At 64.6% G+C, this 14,414-nt stretch carries 15 protein-coding genes; 10 read left to right on the top strand and 5 right to left on the bottom strand.

Annotated features, from left to right (window positions below):
• Nucleotides 1-2 precede the first annotated feature (2 nt).
• From ACXAJT_RS16530 to ACXAJT_RS16500, 7 genes are all read left to right on the top strand, one after another.
• The gene (locus tag ACXAJT_RS16530; protein WP_475237027.1) at nt 3-272 is read left to right on the top strand and encodes a MucR family transcriptional regulator; all 270 of its coding nucleotides are present in this window, start codon (nt 3-5) and stop codon (nt 270-272) included.
• A 159-nt stretch (nt 273-431) separates the two neighbouring features.
• Nucleotides 432-854, top strand: a complete 423-nt coding sequence (locus tag ACXAJT_RS16525; RefSeq protein WP_475237026.1) for a Ros/MucR family transcriptional regulator — start codon at nt 432-434, stop codon at nt 852-854.
• Nucleotides 855-863: 9 nt separating this feature from the next.
• Nucleotides 864-1,859, top strand: coding sequence for a flagellar motor protein MotB (locus ACXAJT_RS16520; protein ID WP_475237024.1), 996 nt, complete (start codon nt 864-866; stop codon nt 1,857-1,859).
• A gap of 384 nt (nt 1,860-2,243) precedes the next feature.
• The gene (locus tag ACXAJT_RS16515) at nt 2,244-2,963 is read left to right on the top strand and encodes a hypothetical protein (RefSeq protein ID WP_475237023.1); all 720 of its coding nucleotides are present in this window, start codon (nt 2,244-2,246) and stop codon (nt 2,961-2,963) included.
• 76 nt (nt 2,964-3,039) lie between these two features.
• Nucleotides 3,040-3,789 (top strand): sigma-70 family RNA polymerase sigma factor, encoded by a 750-nt coding sequence (locus tag ACXAJT_RS16510; protein ID WP_475237022.1) that lies wholly within the window; start codon nt 3,040-3,042, stop codon nt 3,787-3,789.
• Nucleotides 3,786-5,126, top strand: coding sequence for a flagellar hook-length control protein FliK (locus ACXAJT_RS16505; RefSeq protein ID WP_475237021.1), 1,341 nt, complete (start codon nt 3,786-3,788; stop codon nt 5,124-5,126). The genes ACXAJT_RS16510 and ACXAJT_RS16505 overlap by 4 nt, the downstream gene beginning before the upstream one ends.
• Nucleotides 5,127-5,141: 15 nt before the next feature.
• A complete protein-coding gene (locus ACXAJT_RS16500; RefSeq protein WP_475237020.1) occupies nt 5,142-5,816 on the top strand; it encodes a flagellar hook assembly protein FlgD in 675 nt (224 codons plus the stop codon).
• A 21-nt stretch (nt 5,817-5,837) separates the two neighbouring features.
• On the opposite strand, the gene ACXAJT_RS16495 is transcribed toward ACXAJT_RS16500, so the two are convergent.
• The 5 genes from ACXAJT_RS16495 to ACXAJT_RS16475 form a co-directional block, all read right to left on the bottom strand.
• A complete protein-coding gene (locus ACXAJT_RS16495; RefSeq protein ID WP_475237018.1) occupies nt 5,838-6,488 on the bottom strand; it encodes a hypothetical protein in 651 nt (216 codons plus the stop codon).
• A 97-nt stretch (nt 6,489-6,585) separates the two neighbouring features.
• The gene (flgH, locus tag ACXAJT_RS16490) at nt 6,586-7,347 is read right to left on the bottom strand and encodes a flagellar basal body L-ring protein FlgH (protein ID WP_475237015.1); all 762 of its coding nucleotides are present in this window, start codon (nt 7,345-7,347) and stop codon (nt 6,586-6,588) included.
• Nucleotides 7,344-8,015, bottom strand: a complete 672-nt coding sequence (gene flgA / locus ACXAJT_RS16485) for a flagellar basal body P-ring formation chaperone FlgA (protein WP_475237014.1) — start codon at nt 8,013-8,015, stop codon at nt 7,344-7,346. The genes flgH and flgA overlap by 4 nt, the downstream gene beginning before the upstream one ends.
• Nucleotides 8,016-8,018: 3 nt before the next feature.
• Nucleotides 8,019-8,804: a flagellar basal-body rod protein FlgG gene (gene flgG, locus ACXAJT_RS16480; protein WP_475237013.1), complete on the bottom strand. Its 786-nt coding sequence runs from the start codon at nt 8,802-8,804 to the stop codon at nt 8,019-8,021.
• A 13-nt stretch (nt 8,805-8,817) separates the two neighbouring features.
• Nucleotides 8,818-9,564, bottom strand: a complete 747-nt coding sequence (locus tag ACXAJT_RS16475) for a flagellar hook basal-body protein (protein ID WP_475237012.1) — start codon at nt 9,562-9,564, stop codon at nt 8,818-8,820.
• Between the two features lie 144 nt (nt 9,565-9,708).
• Here ACXAJT_RS16475 and ACXAJT_RS16470 point away from each other — a divergent pair, with 144 nt between their 5' ends.
• The 3 genes from ACXAJT_RS16470 to flgK all read left to right on the top strand — a co-directional run bounded on the left by ACXAJT_RS16470 (nt 9,709) and on the right by flgK (nt 14,400).
• Nucleotides 9,709-11,514, top strand: a complete 1,806-nt coding sequence (locus ACXAJT_RS16470; RefSeq protein ID WP_475237011.1) for a hypothetical protein — start codon at nt 9,709-9,711, stop codon at nt 11,512-11,514.
• Nucleotides 11,515-11,660: 146 nt separating this feature from the next.
• Nucleotides 11,661-12,962 carry a flagellar hook protein FlgE gene (locus ACXAJT_RS16465; protein ID WP_475237010.1) on the top strand — a complete coding sequence of 434 codons (1,302 nt, stop codon included), beginning with the start codon at nt 11,661-11,663 and terminating at the stop codon, nt 12,960-12,962.
• A 25-nt stretch (nt 12,963-12,987) separates the two neighbouring features.
• Entirely contained in the window at nt 12,988-14,400 is a 1,413-nt protein-coding gene (gene flgK, locus ACXAJT_RS16460; protein ID WP_475237009.1) for a flagellar hook-associated protein FlgK, read from the top strand.
• The last annotated feature ends 14 nt before the right edge of the window (nt 14,401-14,414 follow it).

The following is a 14,414-nucleotide window of genomic DNA, read 5'->3' as shown; positions in this document are numbered from 1 at the left end:
GTATGCGTAAAGTGATGCAAGGGTTTCTGTCGCGGGTGTTTCGTTGGCAGCGGGTTGAAGAGACGCCGCTTGCCCAAGAAACATATTCGATGCTGGTCTGCCGCGAAACCGGCATGCAGAAACCGTTGCTTCGCCGGCACTTGCGCGAGGTGCTGGGCATGACCCCCGAGCAGTACAGGAAAAAATGGCGCCTGCCCGAGGATACCCCGCTGGCATCGCAAGCCTATATTGACCGGCGGGAAGCCGCTCGAAACATGGAGTGTGAAGGTTAAATTTCACGGAAGACAAGAATCTCTGTAAGGTAAAAGTGCAGTCCCCGTCGTCGGGCACGTCTGTTCAAGAACAGATAACATGGTGAACAGGCAAGGGCGGACAGAAGACCGTCTGGTTCCGGCGATGCGAGCGCAGAAGACGATTGGCAGGATGTTAAGATGAATGGACATGACGACTCTCAGGACATGGTGGCCCGGATCGTGGCGGCCTATGCATCGCGCCCGGACGTAAGCCCGGACGAAATTGTGAACCTTTACCGGCGCTTGACCGGGGAGGTCCACGAGGCGCCTAGCGAAGCGCCGACGCCAGTGTCTGAAGGTGCCCTGCGGCCGGCCCTGCCGGTTGCGCAGGCGGTGACCGAGGACAAGGTGTACTGCCTGTGTTGCGGGCGCGGCTTCAAGATGCTCAAACGTCACCTTGGCGCTGAGCATGGGATGACCGAAGCGCAATATCGCGCCGCGTTCAATCTGCCCGAGGATTTCCCGCTGGTGGCCCCGAGCTACTCGCGCAAGAAAGCTGCCCACGCCAAGGAGGCCGGGCTTGGTAAATACGACCGCGCGGTGATGGCGGGGCAGGAGTAATACGGCACTATGGCGGGCAGGAACGAGCAAGCGATCATCATCAAGAAGGTCGAGGAAACCAGCGGACACGGACACCACGGCGGCGCATGGAAAGTGGCCTATGCCGACTTCATGACCGCGATGATGGCCTTCTTCCTGCTGCTTTGGATCCTTGCCGCCTCTGACGAGGAGAAGCTTCGCGGGCTTGCCGATTACTTCACGCCCAGCCTGTCCGAAGCCGGGGGGCGGGGCGAAGGTCTGCTTGATGGGATGGTGCTGGGGGACGATGGCGTCATGAGCGGCACCGACGGTCCGCATACGCCCGTGCAACTGCCGAGCTTCGGTCAGGAGAACCCGCTGGCGGTGTTTGACAGCCGCCTGCGCGATGCGGACTCGCGGGTTGTGGTCGAGTTTGACAGTCGGCCCGAGGGCCAGCAGGACAGTCAGACCATCAACACCGGCGAAAACGGTGTCGCAGATGGCGTTGCGGCTGCGCAGGCCGCGGCGGACGCCGCCGAAGCTGAGCGTGCCGAGCGGGACTGGCAGGACACGCAGGCGCGGCTCGAAGAGACGATCACCGATCGCGTCGCCGATGATCCCCAGTTGCAGGCGCTGCAAGAGAACCTGCTGTTCGAGCGCAGCGCCGACGGGCTGGAGATTCAGATCGTCGATAAGAACAGCAGCTCGATGTTCTCAACGGGCAGTTCCCGGATCGAGGCGCGGACGCGGGATCTGCTGCGGATCGTCGCTGAAGCCATCGTCGACCTGCCGAACGAGATCACCATCTCCGGTCACACGGACTCCGTACCCTACACCCGCGCTGGCACCTACTCGAACTGGGAGCTGTCGGCCGACCGGGCGAATGCCACCCGCCGCGTGCTGGTCGACACCGGGGTGAACCCGGCTCGGATCAGCCGAATTTCGGGCCTTGCCGACACCGCACCGCTTGATCCGGAGCACCCCGCCGCCCCGGAAAACCGTCGCATCAGCGTCACATTGCAATATCCGACCTCCGCGCAGCCCTGACCCTCGGGGCTGCCGGCGGAACAGGGGCGGTCTTTTTCACCATATCTAGTGTTCCTTTTGCCGCAGTGTCCTGCATGTCCACACGAAATTTCTAAAATGTTAAGAAAATCCCGAGGGTGTGAGGCGACTTCTCTCACTTGAAAACGGCTTCCGTCATGCTCAAGAATCGCACAAATACAGTACCTTAACTTCCTATGTCCTGCGCCCCGATATAGAGTCTTCGAACGTCAAGACATCTATATCTAGAGGCAGGGTTAACATTTGATGGGTTTGCGAAGAATTTCTCAAAACATAATGTGAACCTGGGGAAAGACTCATGGGGCACAGGTAACGATCATGCGTAGTGGCGATGTACTTAGACTGATCTGGCGGGACGGAGTCTCTTTGCCGGACAAAGCCTATGGTGCGCGCTTTCAGGCCGCCTTCACAGCGATCCTGCCGGTTCGTGCGGTGGTTCTACGCGCCGGTGGCACCTGCACGCGTCCCTTGGTGATGGCCGATGAGCTGGAACTGGCGCCGGCCCTGCCGCTCGGCGACGTGCTGGTCGAAGAGCTGCCGGTGGATATGCCCTACGGCACGATGGTCGTGATGCTGCCGCAAGGCGGCACATCCTTCTCGGAGCAACTCGGCGAGAGCGTCGGAGAGGCGCTTTTGCTGGCGCAAAGCCTTGGCGGCGTGCCGATGGAGCATGAAACCGACGCGCTTTATATCATGGCGCATGCCGCCGCGCGCCGCGCCGCTGCGCTGCGCCTTGAGGGGCATCGGGTAGACGCACAGCGCTTCAGCATCGGCTTGGGGCGCTGTCTGGCGCGACACTGGCTGGCTGACAGCCGTCCGATGCTGCCCGATCCCGCGCTGTTCTCTCGCCCCGATTTCCTCTGGCAGCGCCAACTCGCGCTCTATCTGGCCGATCTCGACCCTGGGTTTTCGTCGCCGGATCCGCTGGATGTTCCCGGTGATCTTCTGCAGGTGTCTGACACGCCGCTGCGCCTTGCGGAATGGGCGGGGCGCACCGAGATGATGCTGCGCGCCGTGATGGGCGCACCCGAGCGCGAAGATGTGCCGTTGCAGAGCAGCCTCGCGGCCCGGTTTAACCTTCAATAAATCATTATATTCTTCCGCCAGTTGAAGAACTGTGTTTACTTATTCTTGCAGGCAAGAATGAGTTGGGCGTTTCTTCATGATGTCCATGACGTACCAAGCCGCGATGCGCGAGCCGTTTCTCGATGTAGATCAGGAACGCAGCGCCATCTGCAGCTGGCAAGATAGCGGGGACCGCAAAGCGCTGGAGGTGCTGCTGCGGTCGCATGCCCGGCAGGCGTGGTCACAGGCGGCGCGCTTCACCGACAACCCGGTGCACCTTGAGGACCTGGCGGCAGAGGGCATGCTCGGGCTGATCAAGGCCGCCGACTGTTTTGACCGCAAGCAAGAGGTGCGGTTTTCGACCTATGCCGCGTGGTGGGTGATGAATGGTGTCTCCAGTGCGCTGTCGCGGATCAAGGCGGTGATCGATATTCCGGCGCGCACCTTTCTCGATGCCCAATCCGGGCGGCTGCCAGAGGAGGAGCGGGCGCTCATCCGCCTTGCGACGCAGGGCATCGTTGCGCTCGACGGGGGGGACGATGAGGATGATCAGCGCCCGCGCGACATACTTGTCTCTGCCGACCTCGGGCCCGAAGATCTGGTCTCGCAACAGAGCGAGCGCGCCATGCTCACCCGGCTTTTGGCCGAGGCGCTGGCGCCGATGACACCGGAAGAGGCCGAGGTGATCCGCCGCCGTCGCCTGCAGCCCGACCCCGAACCCTTCGGCAGCATTGCGCGCGATCTCGGCGTGTCGCAGGACCGGCTGCGGCAGGTGGAAAAGCGCGCCATGCTGAGGCTGCGCCGCAATCTTATCGACCGGGGTTTTTCACGGAACGTGTTTTCATGATCAATATGCTTACCGCGCTTGGCGGGACCACACCGGGCACCGAGGTCGCGGCCACACAAGAGGCTGAGGCCGAGACCCCCTTTGCCAGCCTGCTTGCCTTGATTGGTGGTGATGACGCGGCAGAAGGCGAGGAAGGCCAGACGGGCGAGGTCGCCAAGCTTCTTACCGAAACCGAAGCCGCGCTGTCCGATCCCGATCTGAGCGACGATGAGATCTCCGATATCCTTGCCCCGGTTCTGGCGCGTCTCGGTGCCGAACTGGCCGCAGATCCGGCGCTGATGGATCGTATGAAGGCGATGGTCGCCGAGCTGGCCGCGGCCCAGGAAGATGCCACGACGGCACCCGCCTCTGCGACTGGCACCGAAAGTGAAACGCCTTGGCGCATGCTGGCCGAAGGGCTGTCGGATCTTCAGGGGCTTTTGGCGGGGAGGGGCGAGATCGCCGGCGACGGCGCAGAACTCGCCGCGCTCCTGAGCCGCGCCCTCGATGTGGCAACAGAGATGACCGAGCAGGTGGCCATGCGCTTCTCACCGGTGCTTGCGGGGCTCGACCAGATGGGCGTGGCGTCGATGCGAGGGGCCGGGGCCGTGCAAGCAGGCGAAGCGCCGCTGGCGCGGGGCGATATTGTCGGTTTGGCGGCCGAGAGGCTTCGCAATGCGGACGCCGGCAGCACCGCGCAGACCGGCGGTCAGGGAGCCGAGACCGGGGGCGATGCGGCACCGGATTTCGCAGCCGACACGCTCCGCTCGCCGCAGACCTCCTCGGCCGCGCTGGCATCCGCAGCCCTGAACTTTGATGCACAGCCCGGTCAAAGCGCGACGCTGCAGGCGCAGGCCACGCCGCTCGCCCCGGTGTCGGCGATGCCGGGGGCGGCAAGCCCCATGGCAGCGGCGCAGCTTGCCGGCAGCGCGCCGCAGATGGCGGCACCGCAGGGGCAGGAAATCCTTGGGCAAATCCGCGCCAACATGCGCGATGATGGGCAGATCAAGGTGGAACTGAAACCCGAGGGGCTGGGCAAGGTGGAGATCGCGCTCGGCCCGGACGAAGCGGGCAAGATGCAGGTGGTGGTGCGCGCCGATCAGGCGGCGGTGCTTTCGGCGCTGCGGGCCGACCGCGACGGGCTGGTCGCGCTTTTGCGGGACGCCGGGCACGCGGTCGACGAGGGCGCGCTCAGCTTCTCCGATCTGGGTGCCGACACCGGCGGGCAGGGCACCGACGACAGCGGCAGCGGGTTTATGAATTACGGGCCCGCGGGCGACGAGGCGGCCAGCCTTGCCGACGCGGCGCAGACAGACACACTCCGCCTGCCCGAGGGTAGCGTGGACATCAGGATTTGACGGGGACGGTTTTCCATGGCGATTGATCCATTCGGCACCACCACCACAAGCACGACCACCACATCGGCCAGTTCCTCGATGAGCCAGCTTTCCGAGGACTATGAGAGCTTCATCACCCTGCTGACCGCGCAGATCGAGAACCAGAACCCGCTCGAGCCGATGGACAGCACCACCTTCATTTCGCAGCTGGCGCAGCTCAGCCAGGTCGAGCAGTCGGTGGCGACCAACTCGAACCTCGAAGGCATCGCCTCGCAACTGGCGTCCATGGGGGCGATCTCGGGCCTGTCGCTGATCGGGCGCTCGGTGGTTGCGGCGACCGATGATGTCACGCTGGGCAGCGACGGGGCGTCGGCTGATCTGTCTTACGCGCTGGCGGCAGACGCCGCGAGCGTGACGATGACGGTCACCGCCGAGGATGGCACGGTGCTGCGCAGCTACACCGGGCTTGAGGCCACGGCGGGCGCACGCCACACGGTCACGTGGGATGGCATGGATTATGAGGGGCTGCCGCTGCCCGCGGGCGGCTATAAGGTGAGCGTCGAAGCGCTGGATGCGGATGGCAACAGCGTACCCGCGCAGACCTACGCCCCGGCCAAGGTGGGCAGCATGACCTATGAAGACGGTCTCGCCACGCTCCATCTGGAGAATGGCGACAGCGTGCTTGCCGGGGCGGTCGAGGAAATTCTCTGATCAAGCGGCGCGCCCGGACCATCAGGTCCGGGGCACGTCAGCCTTTACCAGCGACAGGAACAGGACTTCGGAGACATCGTCGCCGAAGTCTTTTTTCAGGTCTGCCGACAGCGCCTTCGACAGATCGCCGGTGTTGATGTTCACGCCTTTCATTGCCGGACCGTCCGCGGCGCGGTGCATCGAGGTGAGGATCGCGTCGCGCAGCCGCGAGGCATTTTCGGCGACGTTGAAGGTGACGGCTGTCTGGCTGTCGCGCATGGCGACGCCGACCTCGGATACCACATAGGTGATGCTTTCGGCGCGGTAGACCGGCACGCTGATCTTGCCCAGCGTCACCACGCTGGAGTCGCCCAGACGGTCCTCGGTCAGCACGCCGGGCGGGGTTTCCACCTCGGCCACATCGGCCTTGATCTCGGTTTCGCGCGCCGCGCCGCTGTCGGCGTGCTCGTTGTGCTGCTCGGTCCCGATCGCGCCGCCATCCTCGGGAGAGGCGGCTTTGTCGGGGGCCTCGGTCGCCAGATCGTCAAGGATCTGCTCGGCCTCGGAAGGGCCAGCTTCTGCCGTCCGCTCTTCCACCTGAGGCGCAGCGGGGGCCAGAACCTGTCCGGCGCCGTAGCCAACGGCCCCAAAGATCAGGGGCAGCGCGGCCAAGGCTAAATATGATTTCTTCATAACGAAGTCCCGCAGTTTCTACTGTCAGGGTCCGGTATGGCCGACGATTCGGGCGAGAGTTTTCTCAAATAGCGGCGTGAATCCGGCTACTTCTCGATCAATACGGCAAGATTACGTCCATGACGTCTTCGCCGTAGCCGCGGGTCTGCTGGCGGCTGACCGAGCCGCGCCCGCCGTAGGAGATGCGCGCCTCGGCGATCTTGTCATAGGGAATGGCATTGGTGCGGTCGATGTCCTGCGGGCGGATAATGCCGGTGACGCGCAGTTCACGCAGCTCCTCGTTCACCTTCACTTCCTGCCGGCCCGCGACGACGAAATTGCCGTTTGCCAACTCCTGCACCACCAGCGCGGCCATGCGCAGGTTGATCGTCTCCTCGCGGTCGATCGAGCCAGAGCCCGACGCACCGGTGGTCGAGGTGATGTCGACGATGTTGTCCGAGGGCAGGTCTTCGGGGCCGACGCCGGGCAGGATCTTGTCGATCTGGGTGCCGTAGCCAAAGAAACTGGGGAAGCCCATGGTTGAGCTGCCGGTGCGGTTGCGGTCGGATTCGTTGCTCAGCGATGCCTCGTCCTCGATCTCGACGAGGATGGTGAGGATGTCCCCGATCTGGGTCGCACGCTGGTCGCCGAAGAAACCGGACGAGCCGCGCTCCCACAGCGAGGCGCCTTCGGCCCGGTAGGGGATGCGGTCGGGCTTGGGCGGCGGCATCGGTATGTTGACGCTGCGCGCCTCGGCCAAGGTCTGCGGATCAAGGCCAACGCGGCTCACCTCCGGATCGCGGTCGAAGGCGGGGCTGCCGCAGCCGGCCAGCAGGCCGAGCGCAGAGACGGCCAACAGGCCATGGCGAAGCGGGGTCATCGGATCACCTCCACGAGCCCTTCCTCGCGCGCGATGGCGACGAGCGGGGCGTTGCTGACGAGATTGACGATGCGCACGTCCTGCCCGCGGTGGGCATCGGTCAGCGCGCGACCGGGGGCGGTGACCACCAAACGGCCATCGTCATAAAGAATATTCACCTTGTCGCCGCGGCCAATCACCAGCGGCTGCATTACCGATTGGGTCATCACCGGGCGGCCCTGCGCCAGCATCCGGCGCACCTGCATTCCCGCCAGCCCGTCGGGGTCGGTGACGGTGAAGGCGCCGACACGGCTCAGCGGCATGTCGACCGTCTTGATGTCTGACGCGGAGATCAGCTCGCCGGGCATCAGGCGACGCGTCGGCACCGGCAGGCTTTGCGTGGCGACCACGAAACCCTGCAGCCGATGGGTCACCCCCTCTTCGGTGACCGCATTGGCAAGGAACTGGCCGCTGTCGCGATCCATCCAGAACGCCGAGATCATCTCGGCGCTCTCGATCTGCGCCCCCTTGAAGCGCACCCGCAGGCTGGCCTCCGCGGGCAACGCCTCGGCCCAGCTCATCCGGGCCTGCTCTTCGATGAGCACTGCGGGCTCTTCGGCGCGCGCAGCGAGCGGCGCCAGCACGAGCGCGAGGAGAAGCGAGGCGAGGCGCAGAACGGGATGGCGCATGGCTTACCTGATCTGGTTGGCCGCGGACATCATCTGGTCGGCGGTCTCGATGGCCTTGGAGTTCATCTCATAGGCGCGCTGCGCCTGAATGAGATCGGTGATCTGGCGGATGATGTCGACGTTGGAGCTTTCCAGATAGCCCTGACGCAGAATGCCGACGCCCTCATCGCCGGGCACCGCCGGGATCGGATCGCCCGAGGCGACGGTGGCCTCCAGCAGGTTGTTGCCCAGCGGGCGCATCCCAGCGTCGTTGACGAAGGTGGTGAGCGTCAGCTGGCCCACCTCGACCGGTACGGTGTCGTCGCCAACGTAGGCGCTGACGATGCCGGTCTCGCTGATCGCGATGGACACGGTGTCGTCGGGCAGTACGACGCCGGGGTCGATCTCGAAGCCCTGCTCGTTGACGATCTGACCTTCGGCGGACAGGCGGAACGAGCCGTCGCGGGTATAGGCCTGCGCCCCGTCGGGCATGTTCACGGTGAAGTAGCCGCGCCCGTCGATTGCCATGTCGAGCTGGTTCTCGGTCTGTGCGAGGCCGCCTTGGGTGTTCAGCCGCACGGTGCCTGCGGTGCGAACGCCGAGACCAATGTCGAGGCCGGTGGGGCGGGTGTTGCCCTCTTCGGCGGTCACCGCGCCTTCGCGCGCGAGGTTTTCGTAGATCAGGTCGGTGAAGCTGGCGCGCGACGCCTTGAAGCCGGTGGTGTTGGCGTTGGCGATATTGTTGGAGATGACGTCGACGTTGGTCTGCTGCGCCATCATGCCGGTTGCGGCGATTCCGAGTGCCTTCATGGTGGTCCCTTCCTCAGCTGTTCCGGATGCGGCTCAGCATTTCTTTTTTCAGCTCGTCGTCCTGCTGGACCAGATTCAGCGACTGCTGATAGGCCTGCTGGATGTCGATCAGCCGGGTCACTTCGGTCACCGCCTGAACGTTGCTCATTTCGACAGCGCCTTGGATCACCCGCGTGCCGGTGTCGTCGGCGACAAGCTGGGCATTGCCTTCCTGCGGAACGAACATGCCGCCCCCCACGCGCCCAAGGCTCTGGCGGTCGGGCAGGGTGAAGACGCCCACCTGACCCAGCACCGCGCCCTCGGCGTCCGAAATCACCCCGTCGTCCGAGATGCTGACGGTCGAGGCCTGCGCGGGCGGCAGCACCATGGGGGCGCCCCCGGCATCGAGGATCTGCGCGCCACTGGCGGTGATCACCCGGCCCTGCGCGTCGAGCACCAAGGCTCCGTCGCGCCCGAAGGCGGTGCGTCCGTCGGCGCTTTCATAAGCAAACCAGCCCTCGCCGCTGAGCGCGAGATCGAGCGTATTGCCCGTCGGCATTACCGCGCCGGACGAATTGTCCACGTAGGACCCGCGGTCGAGCACATAGTTCGTGCCATCCCCGGCCAGCGCCGCGTCGTCTTCCTGCAGGTAGGTTTCGAACAGCACGCGCTCGGCCTTGAAGCCGGTGGAATTGGCGTTGGCGATATTGTTCGACGTCACATCCATCTGCCGCTCGAGCGCGGTCAGCCGGGAAAGCGCGACATAGATCGAATTATCCATGCAAATTGCCCATCAGTATTTGCTCGATCATTCTTTTCTTGCTGATGATGCGGGTTTTGCTAAGGTAACGCAAGCATAATGATGATCAGGCAGGCGTAAGTGGTAAGCTATTCTTGTGCATTCGTGGGGAAGCATGCGGCCGTGATGGCGCTGCTGCTCTGCGCCTGCCCGGTGCTTGCCGAGCGGGGTGGGCTCGAGCAATTTGCGCAGTTCACCCCCGCACTGCTGCCCGAGCCGCAGGTGATCGACCCGCCCGCGCTCTACATCGGCCAGCGCCCCGAGCAGCCTTTCCTCGAAGAGCGCGCTCGGCTCATGGATGCGGTGATCGCGGCCGGAGACAGCCAGCCGGCACAGGCGCGGGCGCTCACCGACCTTGCAGAGTTCTTCTTTGCCCACGCCATGGCGCCCGAAGGGCTGTCGGTGCTGCAATCGGTCGGCGGCGCGGGTGTGCCGCCCGCGCATGAGCTGCGGGCGCGTTCCTTCGAGTTGGCGCTTGGGCTGATCGACCCGCGCGGCACGCCGCTGACCGAGCGCGCCGCAAAGCTGCTCGATCCGGCGCATTCTGGCTGGCCGGACCAGCCGTTGTTCCTTGCCATCTCTCACATTCGCGACGCCGCCTGCAGCGAGGCCGGTCCGCTGCTGCCAGACGCGGTCGCGCGGCTGGCGCGTTTTCCCAAGCCCGTGCAGGCGCGGCTTTTGCCGGGGTTTCTGGATTGTGCGATCGAGACCGGGCAGTGGCGCCTGGCCCGCGACATCGCCGCGGCCTTTGAAGGCTATCCGGAGCTGAAGGACAGCACCGCCTACCACTTCATGCTGGGCAAGGTCGCGGAATCCGTCGATCAGCCGCTGGCCGCTTTCGACAGCTACGTGCGCGCGATCGACGGGCAGGATATCTGGGCGCATCGCGCACGGCGCGCGCTGGTCACGCTGGGACTGACCAATGATGCGCTTGCCACGACCGAGGCGATCCGCTTGCTCAAGCTCGAAACCGACATGTGGCGCGGCGACGCCTCGGCTGGCGAGACGCTGGACCAATTGGCGTCCCTGCAGGTGATTGCCGGCCAGCCCACCAACGCGATCGAAAGCTACGGGCTCATCGTCATGCGCCGCTCTGGCACGCCGCAGGCGACGGCGGCACAGCAGAAAGCCCGCGCCCTGATCGAAGAGCACTATCGCAAGGGGGCCGAAGGAGAGATCCCGCTTGGCCGGTTCATGGCCGATCACAGCCGCATCGCGCGCTACTTCCGCTTCACGCAGAATTTCGCACTGGCCTCGGAGCTGTTTGCCGACACGTTCCGCAAGGCCGGCGCCACCAAGATTGCCGCCGAAGAATATGCCACCACTCACGACTACCTTACGGCGGCGCAGGATCTGGGCATCACCACCGCGGACGAGGGGCAATTGGCCCGTCTCAAGGTGAAAGAGGCCGAGACCCTGCTGGCGGGCGGCCAGTTCGAGGCCCTCGGGACGCTGCTTTTGCAGCCGATCACCCTGACGGATCCGGATCTGAAGGAACGCTTCGATCTGGTTTCGGCCCGCTATTTTGATGAAACCGGCCAGACCGCCGAGTTGCTGGACGGCAGCGGCGGCACCGGTGAGACGACGCAGATCCTGCGGCTGCGGGCGCTTGCGCATTTCGAGCGCGGCGACTGGCCCGAGGCGGCGGCGGCCTACGATCGGTTGCATCAGCGCGAGGGTGCGGACATGCCGCTGCCCGACGCCATCCGGCTGCTGCTGTCGGAGCACCGCAGCGGCAATGCGGACCGTGCCGCGGCGCTTGCCCGTGAGTTCCCCTCGCTGGCCGAGCTTCCCGGCTGGGCAGAGATTGCACGCGGCCTGACCACAGATGCCCCGGCGCTGCTGCCGTTGCGCGAAGACACCGCGCGGGCCCGGATCGACAAGGCGCAAGAGACGCTGGACGTCCTGCCGGACGTCAATCAGTTGAACTGATCGGCCCGAGGGCATGATCAGCGAAGATCCGGCGCGGTTTTGCTGGATCAGAACAAGTAAAGACGGTTTTAACCATGGTGAAACCCCTGCCTCCTAAGTGACTAGGGAACATTGGGTTCACCTTCGACCAACAGGGCGAGACGGACATGAGCATTTCCAACGCGATGGCGGCCGGGGTTAGCGGCCTTTCGGCGAACTCGAACGCAGTCGAGCGCATTTCGAACAATATCGCAAACGCCGATACCATCGGCTATCGCCGCAGCTTTGCGCAGATGATCACGTCTGGCTCGACGTCTCCCACCGGCGGCACGTCGACCGGTGTGGCGACGACCATCAATCACGCCAATAGCACTGAGGGCACCTATACGGAAACCTCGGTCAGCTCGAACCTGACGGTCAATGGCAATGGTTTCTTCGTGGTGAACTCGAACATCGAAACCGGCTTCGGCACTGGCAATATGTTCACCCGTGACGGCAGCTTCGCGCCGGACGAGGACGGCAATCTGGTGAACGGGCAGGGGCTTTATCTGATGGGATATGGCTACGATGACAATGGCGAGCTTGGCGCGGTTGACCGCGCGACGTTTGCCGATCTCGAGCCGGTGAACATCTCCAGTGAGGCTATCAACGGCACCGCCTCCACCGAGGTGTCGATCAGTGGCACGCTGCCGTCGCAGGAAACCGGCGTCGACCAGCCCGGCGACGCGTTCACCACATCGGTCGAGTTCTACAACTCGCTGGGTGAGGCAGACCGGCTGACCCTTTCGTTCCAGCCCACCGATGTGGACGACGCATGGGAGGTCACCGTCGCGGGACCGGACGGCGACTATGGCACCGTCACCATGAACTTCAACAACAGCGGCGCCAACGCCGGTGCGCCGGCCGGATATGCCAACCCCACCTCGCTGGCCGCAGCGCCCGCCGCTTTCGCCTTTGATGCGGCCACCGGCGAGATGGCCCTGACCATCAACAACGGCGACGTACCGCAGCAGTTGACGCTGTCGCTGGGCGCGCCGAACGAATTTGACGGGCTGACCCAGTTCGCCGGGGACTACACCCCGATGAACGTCAATGCCGACGGCGCGGAAAGCGGCGTGCTGACCAGCGTCGAGTTCGACGAGAGCGGCGATGTCTGGGGTCTGTTCGACAACGGCAACCGCAAGGTTCTTTACTCGGTGCCGCTGGCGACTTTCACCAACCCCGACGGGCTGGCCACATCGAACAACTCCACTTTCCAAGTGTCCAATGAGTCCGGTGATTTCTACCTTGGCGCCGCAGGCACCGGCGAGACCGGCACGCTGACCTCGGGCGGGGTCGAGGGTTCGAACGTCGACATCGCGCAGGAGCTGACCAGCCTGATCCAGCGCCAGCGTGCCTATTCGTCGAACGCCAAGATCATCACCACCGCAGACGAGATGCTGAACGAAACCGTCAACCTCAAACGCTGACGCATATGGCAGATAGGATCGCACCATGAGCCTGACCGGGGCCCTCAACGCGGCACGCAGCGGGATGACCACCACCTCCCGCTGGGCGCAGACCACGTCGAGCAACATCGCCAACGCCAACTCCGCGTCCTATTCGCGGCGCAGCACGGTGGTGGAAAGCAACGCTTTGGGCGGCGTCTCGGTGAGCGAGATCTCCCGCGCCGTCAGCAGTTCGCTCGACAGCCAGTACCGCGACGAGGTGTCCCGCACGGCCACGCAGGATGCGATCGCCAGCGGGCTGTCGCTCTACAGCGCCGAATTGGGTGACACGCAGTCGGGCAACACGCTGCTGTCCCGGCTCACCGATCTGCAAAGCTCGCTGTCGCTGGCCGCAGCAACGCCGTCTGACAGTGGGCTGCAACGCGCCGCCGTGACCGATGCGCAGCAACTGGCCAACCAGCTCAACAGCGCCTCGGAGAAGCTCGGGGAGGCCAGCGATCAGGCTTTGGGCGGGATCAACAGCGACATTTCGGGGATCAACGCGACGCTCGCCGATTTGTCCGAGATGAACGCCCGGCTGACCAGCGGCAAGCTGAGCGACAGTCAGGAAATGGCGCTTGGCGACGAGATGACGGAAAAGCTCGACGCGCTTGCCGAGCAGATGGATTTCACCCTGCGCACCGACTCCAAGGGCCGCATGGAGATCTTTACCACCGGCGGCACGCCGCTGCTGCAGGGCGAAGAGGTGACCGAGCTGAGCTTCGACGCCAGCACCGGCGTTCTGAGTGCCGGCGAGGTCGAGATCACGGCCGGCGTCACCGGCGCGCGGGGCATTTCCGAAGGCTCCCTCGCCGGGCAGATCCAGCTCTACAACGACATCATCCCCGAGATGAGCGCTCAACTGGACGAAGTGGCGCGCGCCCTTGTGAGCGTGATGGAAGAGGCCGATGCCTCGCTCGGCGCGGGCGAGGCGGGCCTGTTCACCGATGCGGGCGACGCACTTGGCGATCCGGTGGAAGAGGGGCTTGCCGGGCGCATCGCGGTCAACAATGCCGTTCTGCCCGAAGAGGGCGGAAACCTCTGGCGCCTGCGCGACGGCATGGCGGCGACGGCGGAAGGGCAGGCCAACGATGCCACCCAGCTCAATGCCTTCATCTCGGGGCTCGACAGTCCGACCAGCTTTGATGCCTCGCTCGGCCTCGACGGCGAAGCGACGCTTGCCGATTATATGTCGTCGCTGATTGCCAGCCAGAACAGCACCCGCGCCAGCGCCGAAACGCAGGCCGAAGCCTTTGCCGCCGGCGCCATGACCGTGCAGGAAACCCGGCTTGGCTTCATGGGCGTCAACGTCGATGACGAACTGCAGCAACTGGTGACCATCGAACAGGCCTATGCCGCCAACGCGCAGGTCATGACCACCGTGCTTGGCATGCTCGACACGCTGATCGAATCCTTCTGATCCCGGAGCCCCAT

It is taken from the genome of Salipiger sp. ABF4_146, from assembly GCF_056161345.1.
This window is presented reverse-complemented; position numbering and strand designations above follow the sequence as displayed.

Coding starts and splice junctions, on each gene's coding strand:
- flgA (WP_475237014.1), bottom strand. CDS start 8,015: ATGCGCCATCCCGTTCTGCGCCTCGCCTCGCTTCTCCTCGCGCTCGTG.
- ACXAJT_RS16495 (WP_475237018.1), bottom strand. CDS start 6,488: ATGAAGAAATCATATTTAGCCTTGGCCGCGCTGCCCCTGATCTTTGGG.
- ACXAJT_RS16470 (WP_475237011.1), top strand. CDS start 9,709: ATGGCGCTGCTGCTCTGCGCCTGCCCGGTGCTTGCCGAGCGGGGTGGG.
- ACXAJT_RS16520 (WP_475237024.1), top strand. CDS start 864: ATGGCGGGCAGGAACGAGCAAGCGATCATCATCAAGAAGGTCGAGGAA.
- ACXAJT_RS16475 (WP_475237012.1), bottom strand. CDS start 9,564: ATGGATAATTCGATCTATGTCGCGCTTTCCCGGCTGACCGCGCTCGAG.
- ACXAJT_RS16500 (WP_475237020.1), top strand. CDS start 5,142: ATGGCGATTGATCCATTCGGCACCACCACCACAAGCACGACCACCACA.
- flgH (WP_475237015.1), bottom strand. CDS start 7,347: ATGACCCCGCTTCGCCATGGCCTGTTGGCCGTCTCTGCGCTCGGCCTG.
- flgG (WP_475237013.1), bottom strand. CDS start 8,804: ATGAAGGCACTCGGAATCGCCGCAACCGGCATGATGGCGCAGCAGACC.
- ACXAJT_RS16530 (WP_475237027.1), top strand. CDS start 3: ATGCGTAAAGTGATGCAAGGGTTTCTGTCGCGGGTGTTTCGTTGGCAG.
- ACXAJT_RS16465 (WP_475237010.1), top strand. CDS start 11,661: ATGAGCATTTCCAACGCGATGGCGGCCGGGGTTAGCGGCCTTTCGGCG.
- ACXAJT_RS16525 (WP_475237026.1), top strand. CDS start 432: ATGAATGGACATGACGACTCTCAGGACATGGTGGCCCGGATCGTGGCG.
- ACXAJT_RS16505 (WP_475237021.1), top strand. CDS start 3,786: ATGATCAATATGCTTACCGCGCTTGGCGGGACCACACCGGGCACCGAG.
- flgK (WP_475237009.1), top strand. CDS start 12,988: ATGAGCCTGACCGGGGCCCTCAACGCGGCACGCAGCGGGATGACCACC.
- ACXAJT_RS16510 (WP_475237022.1), top strand. CDS start 3,040: ATGATGTCCATGACGTACCAAGCCGCGATGCGCGAGCCGTTTCTCGAT.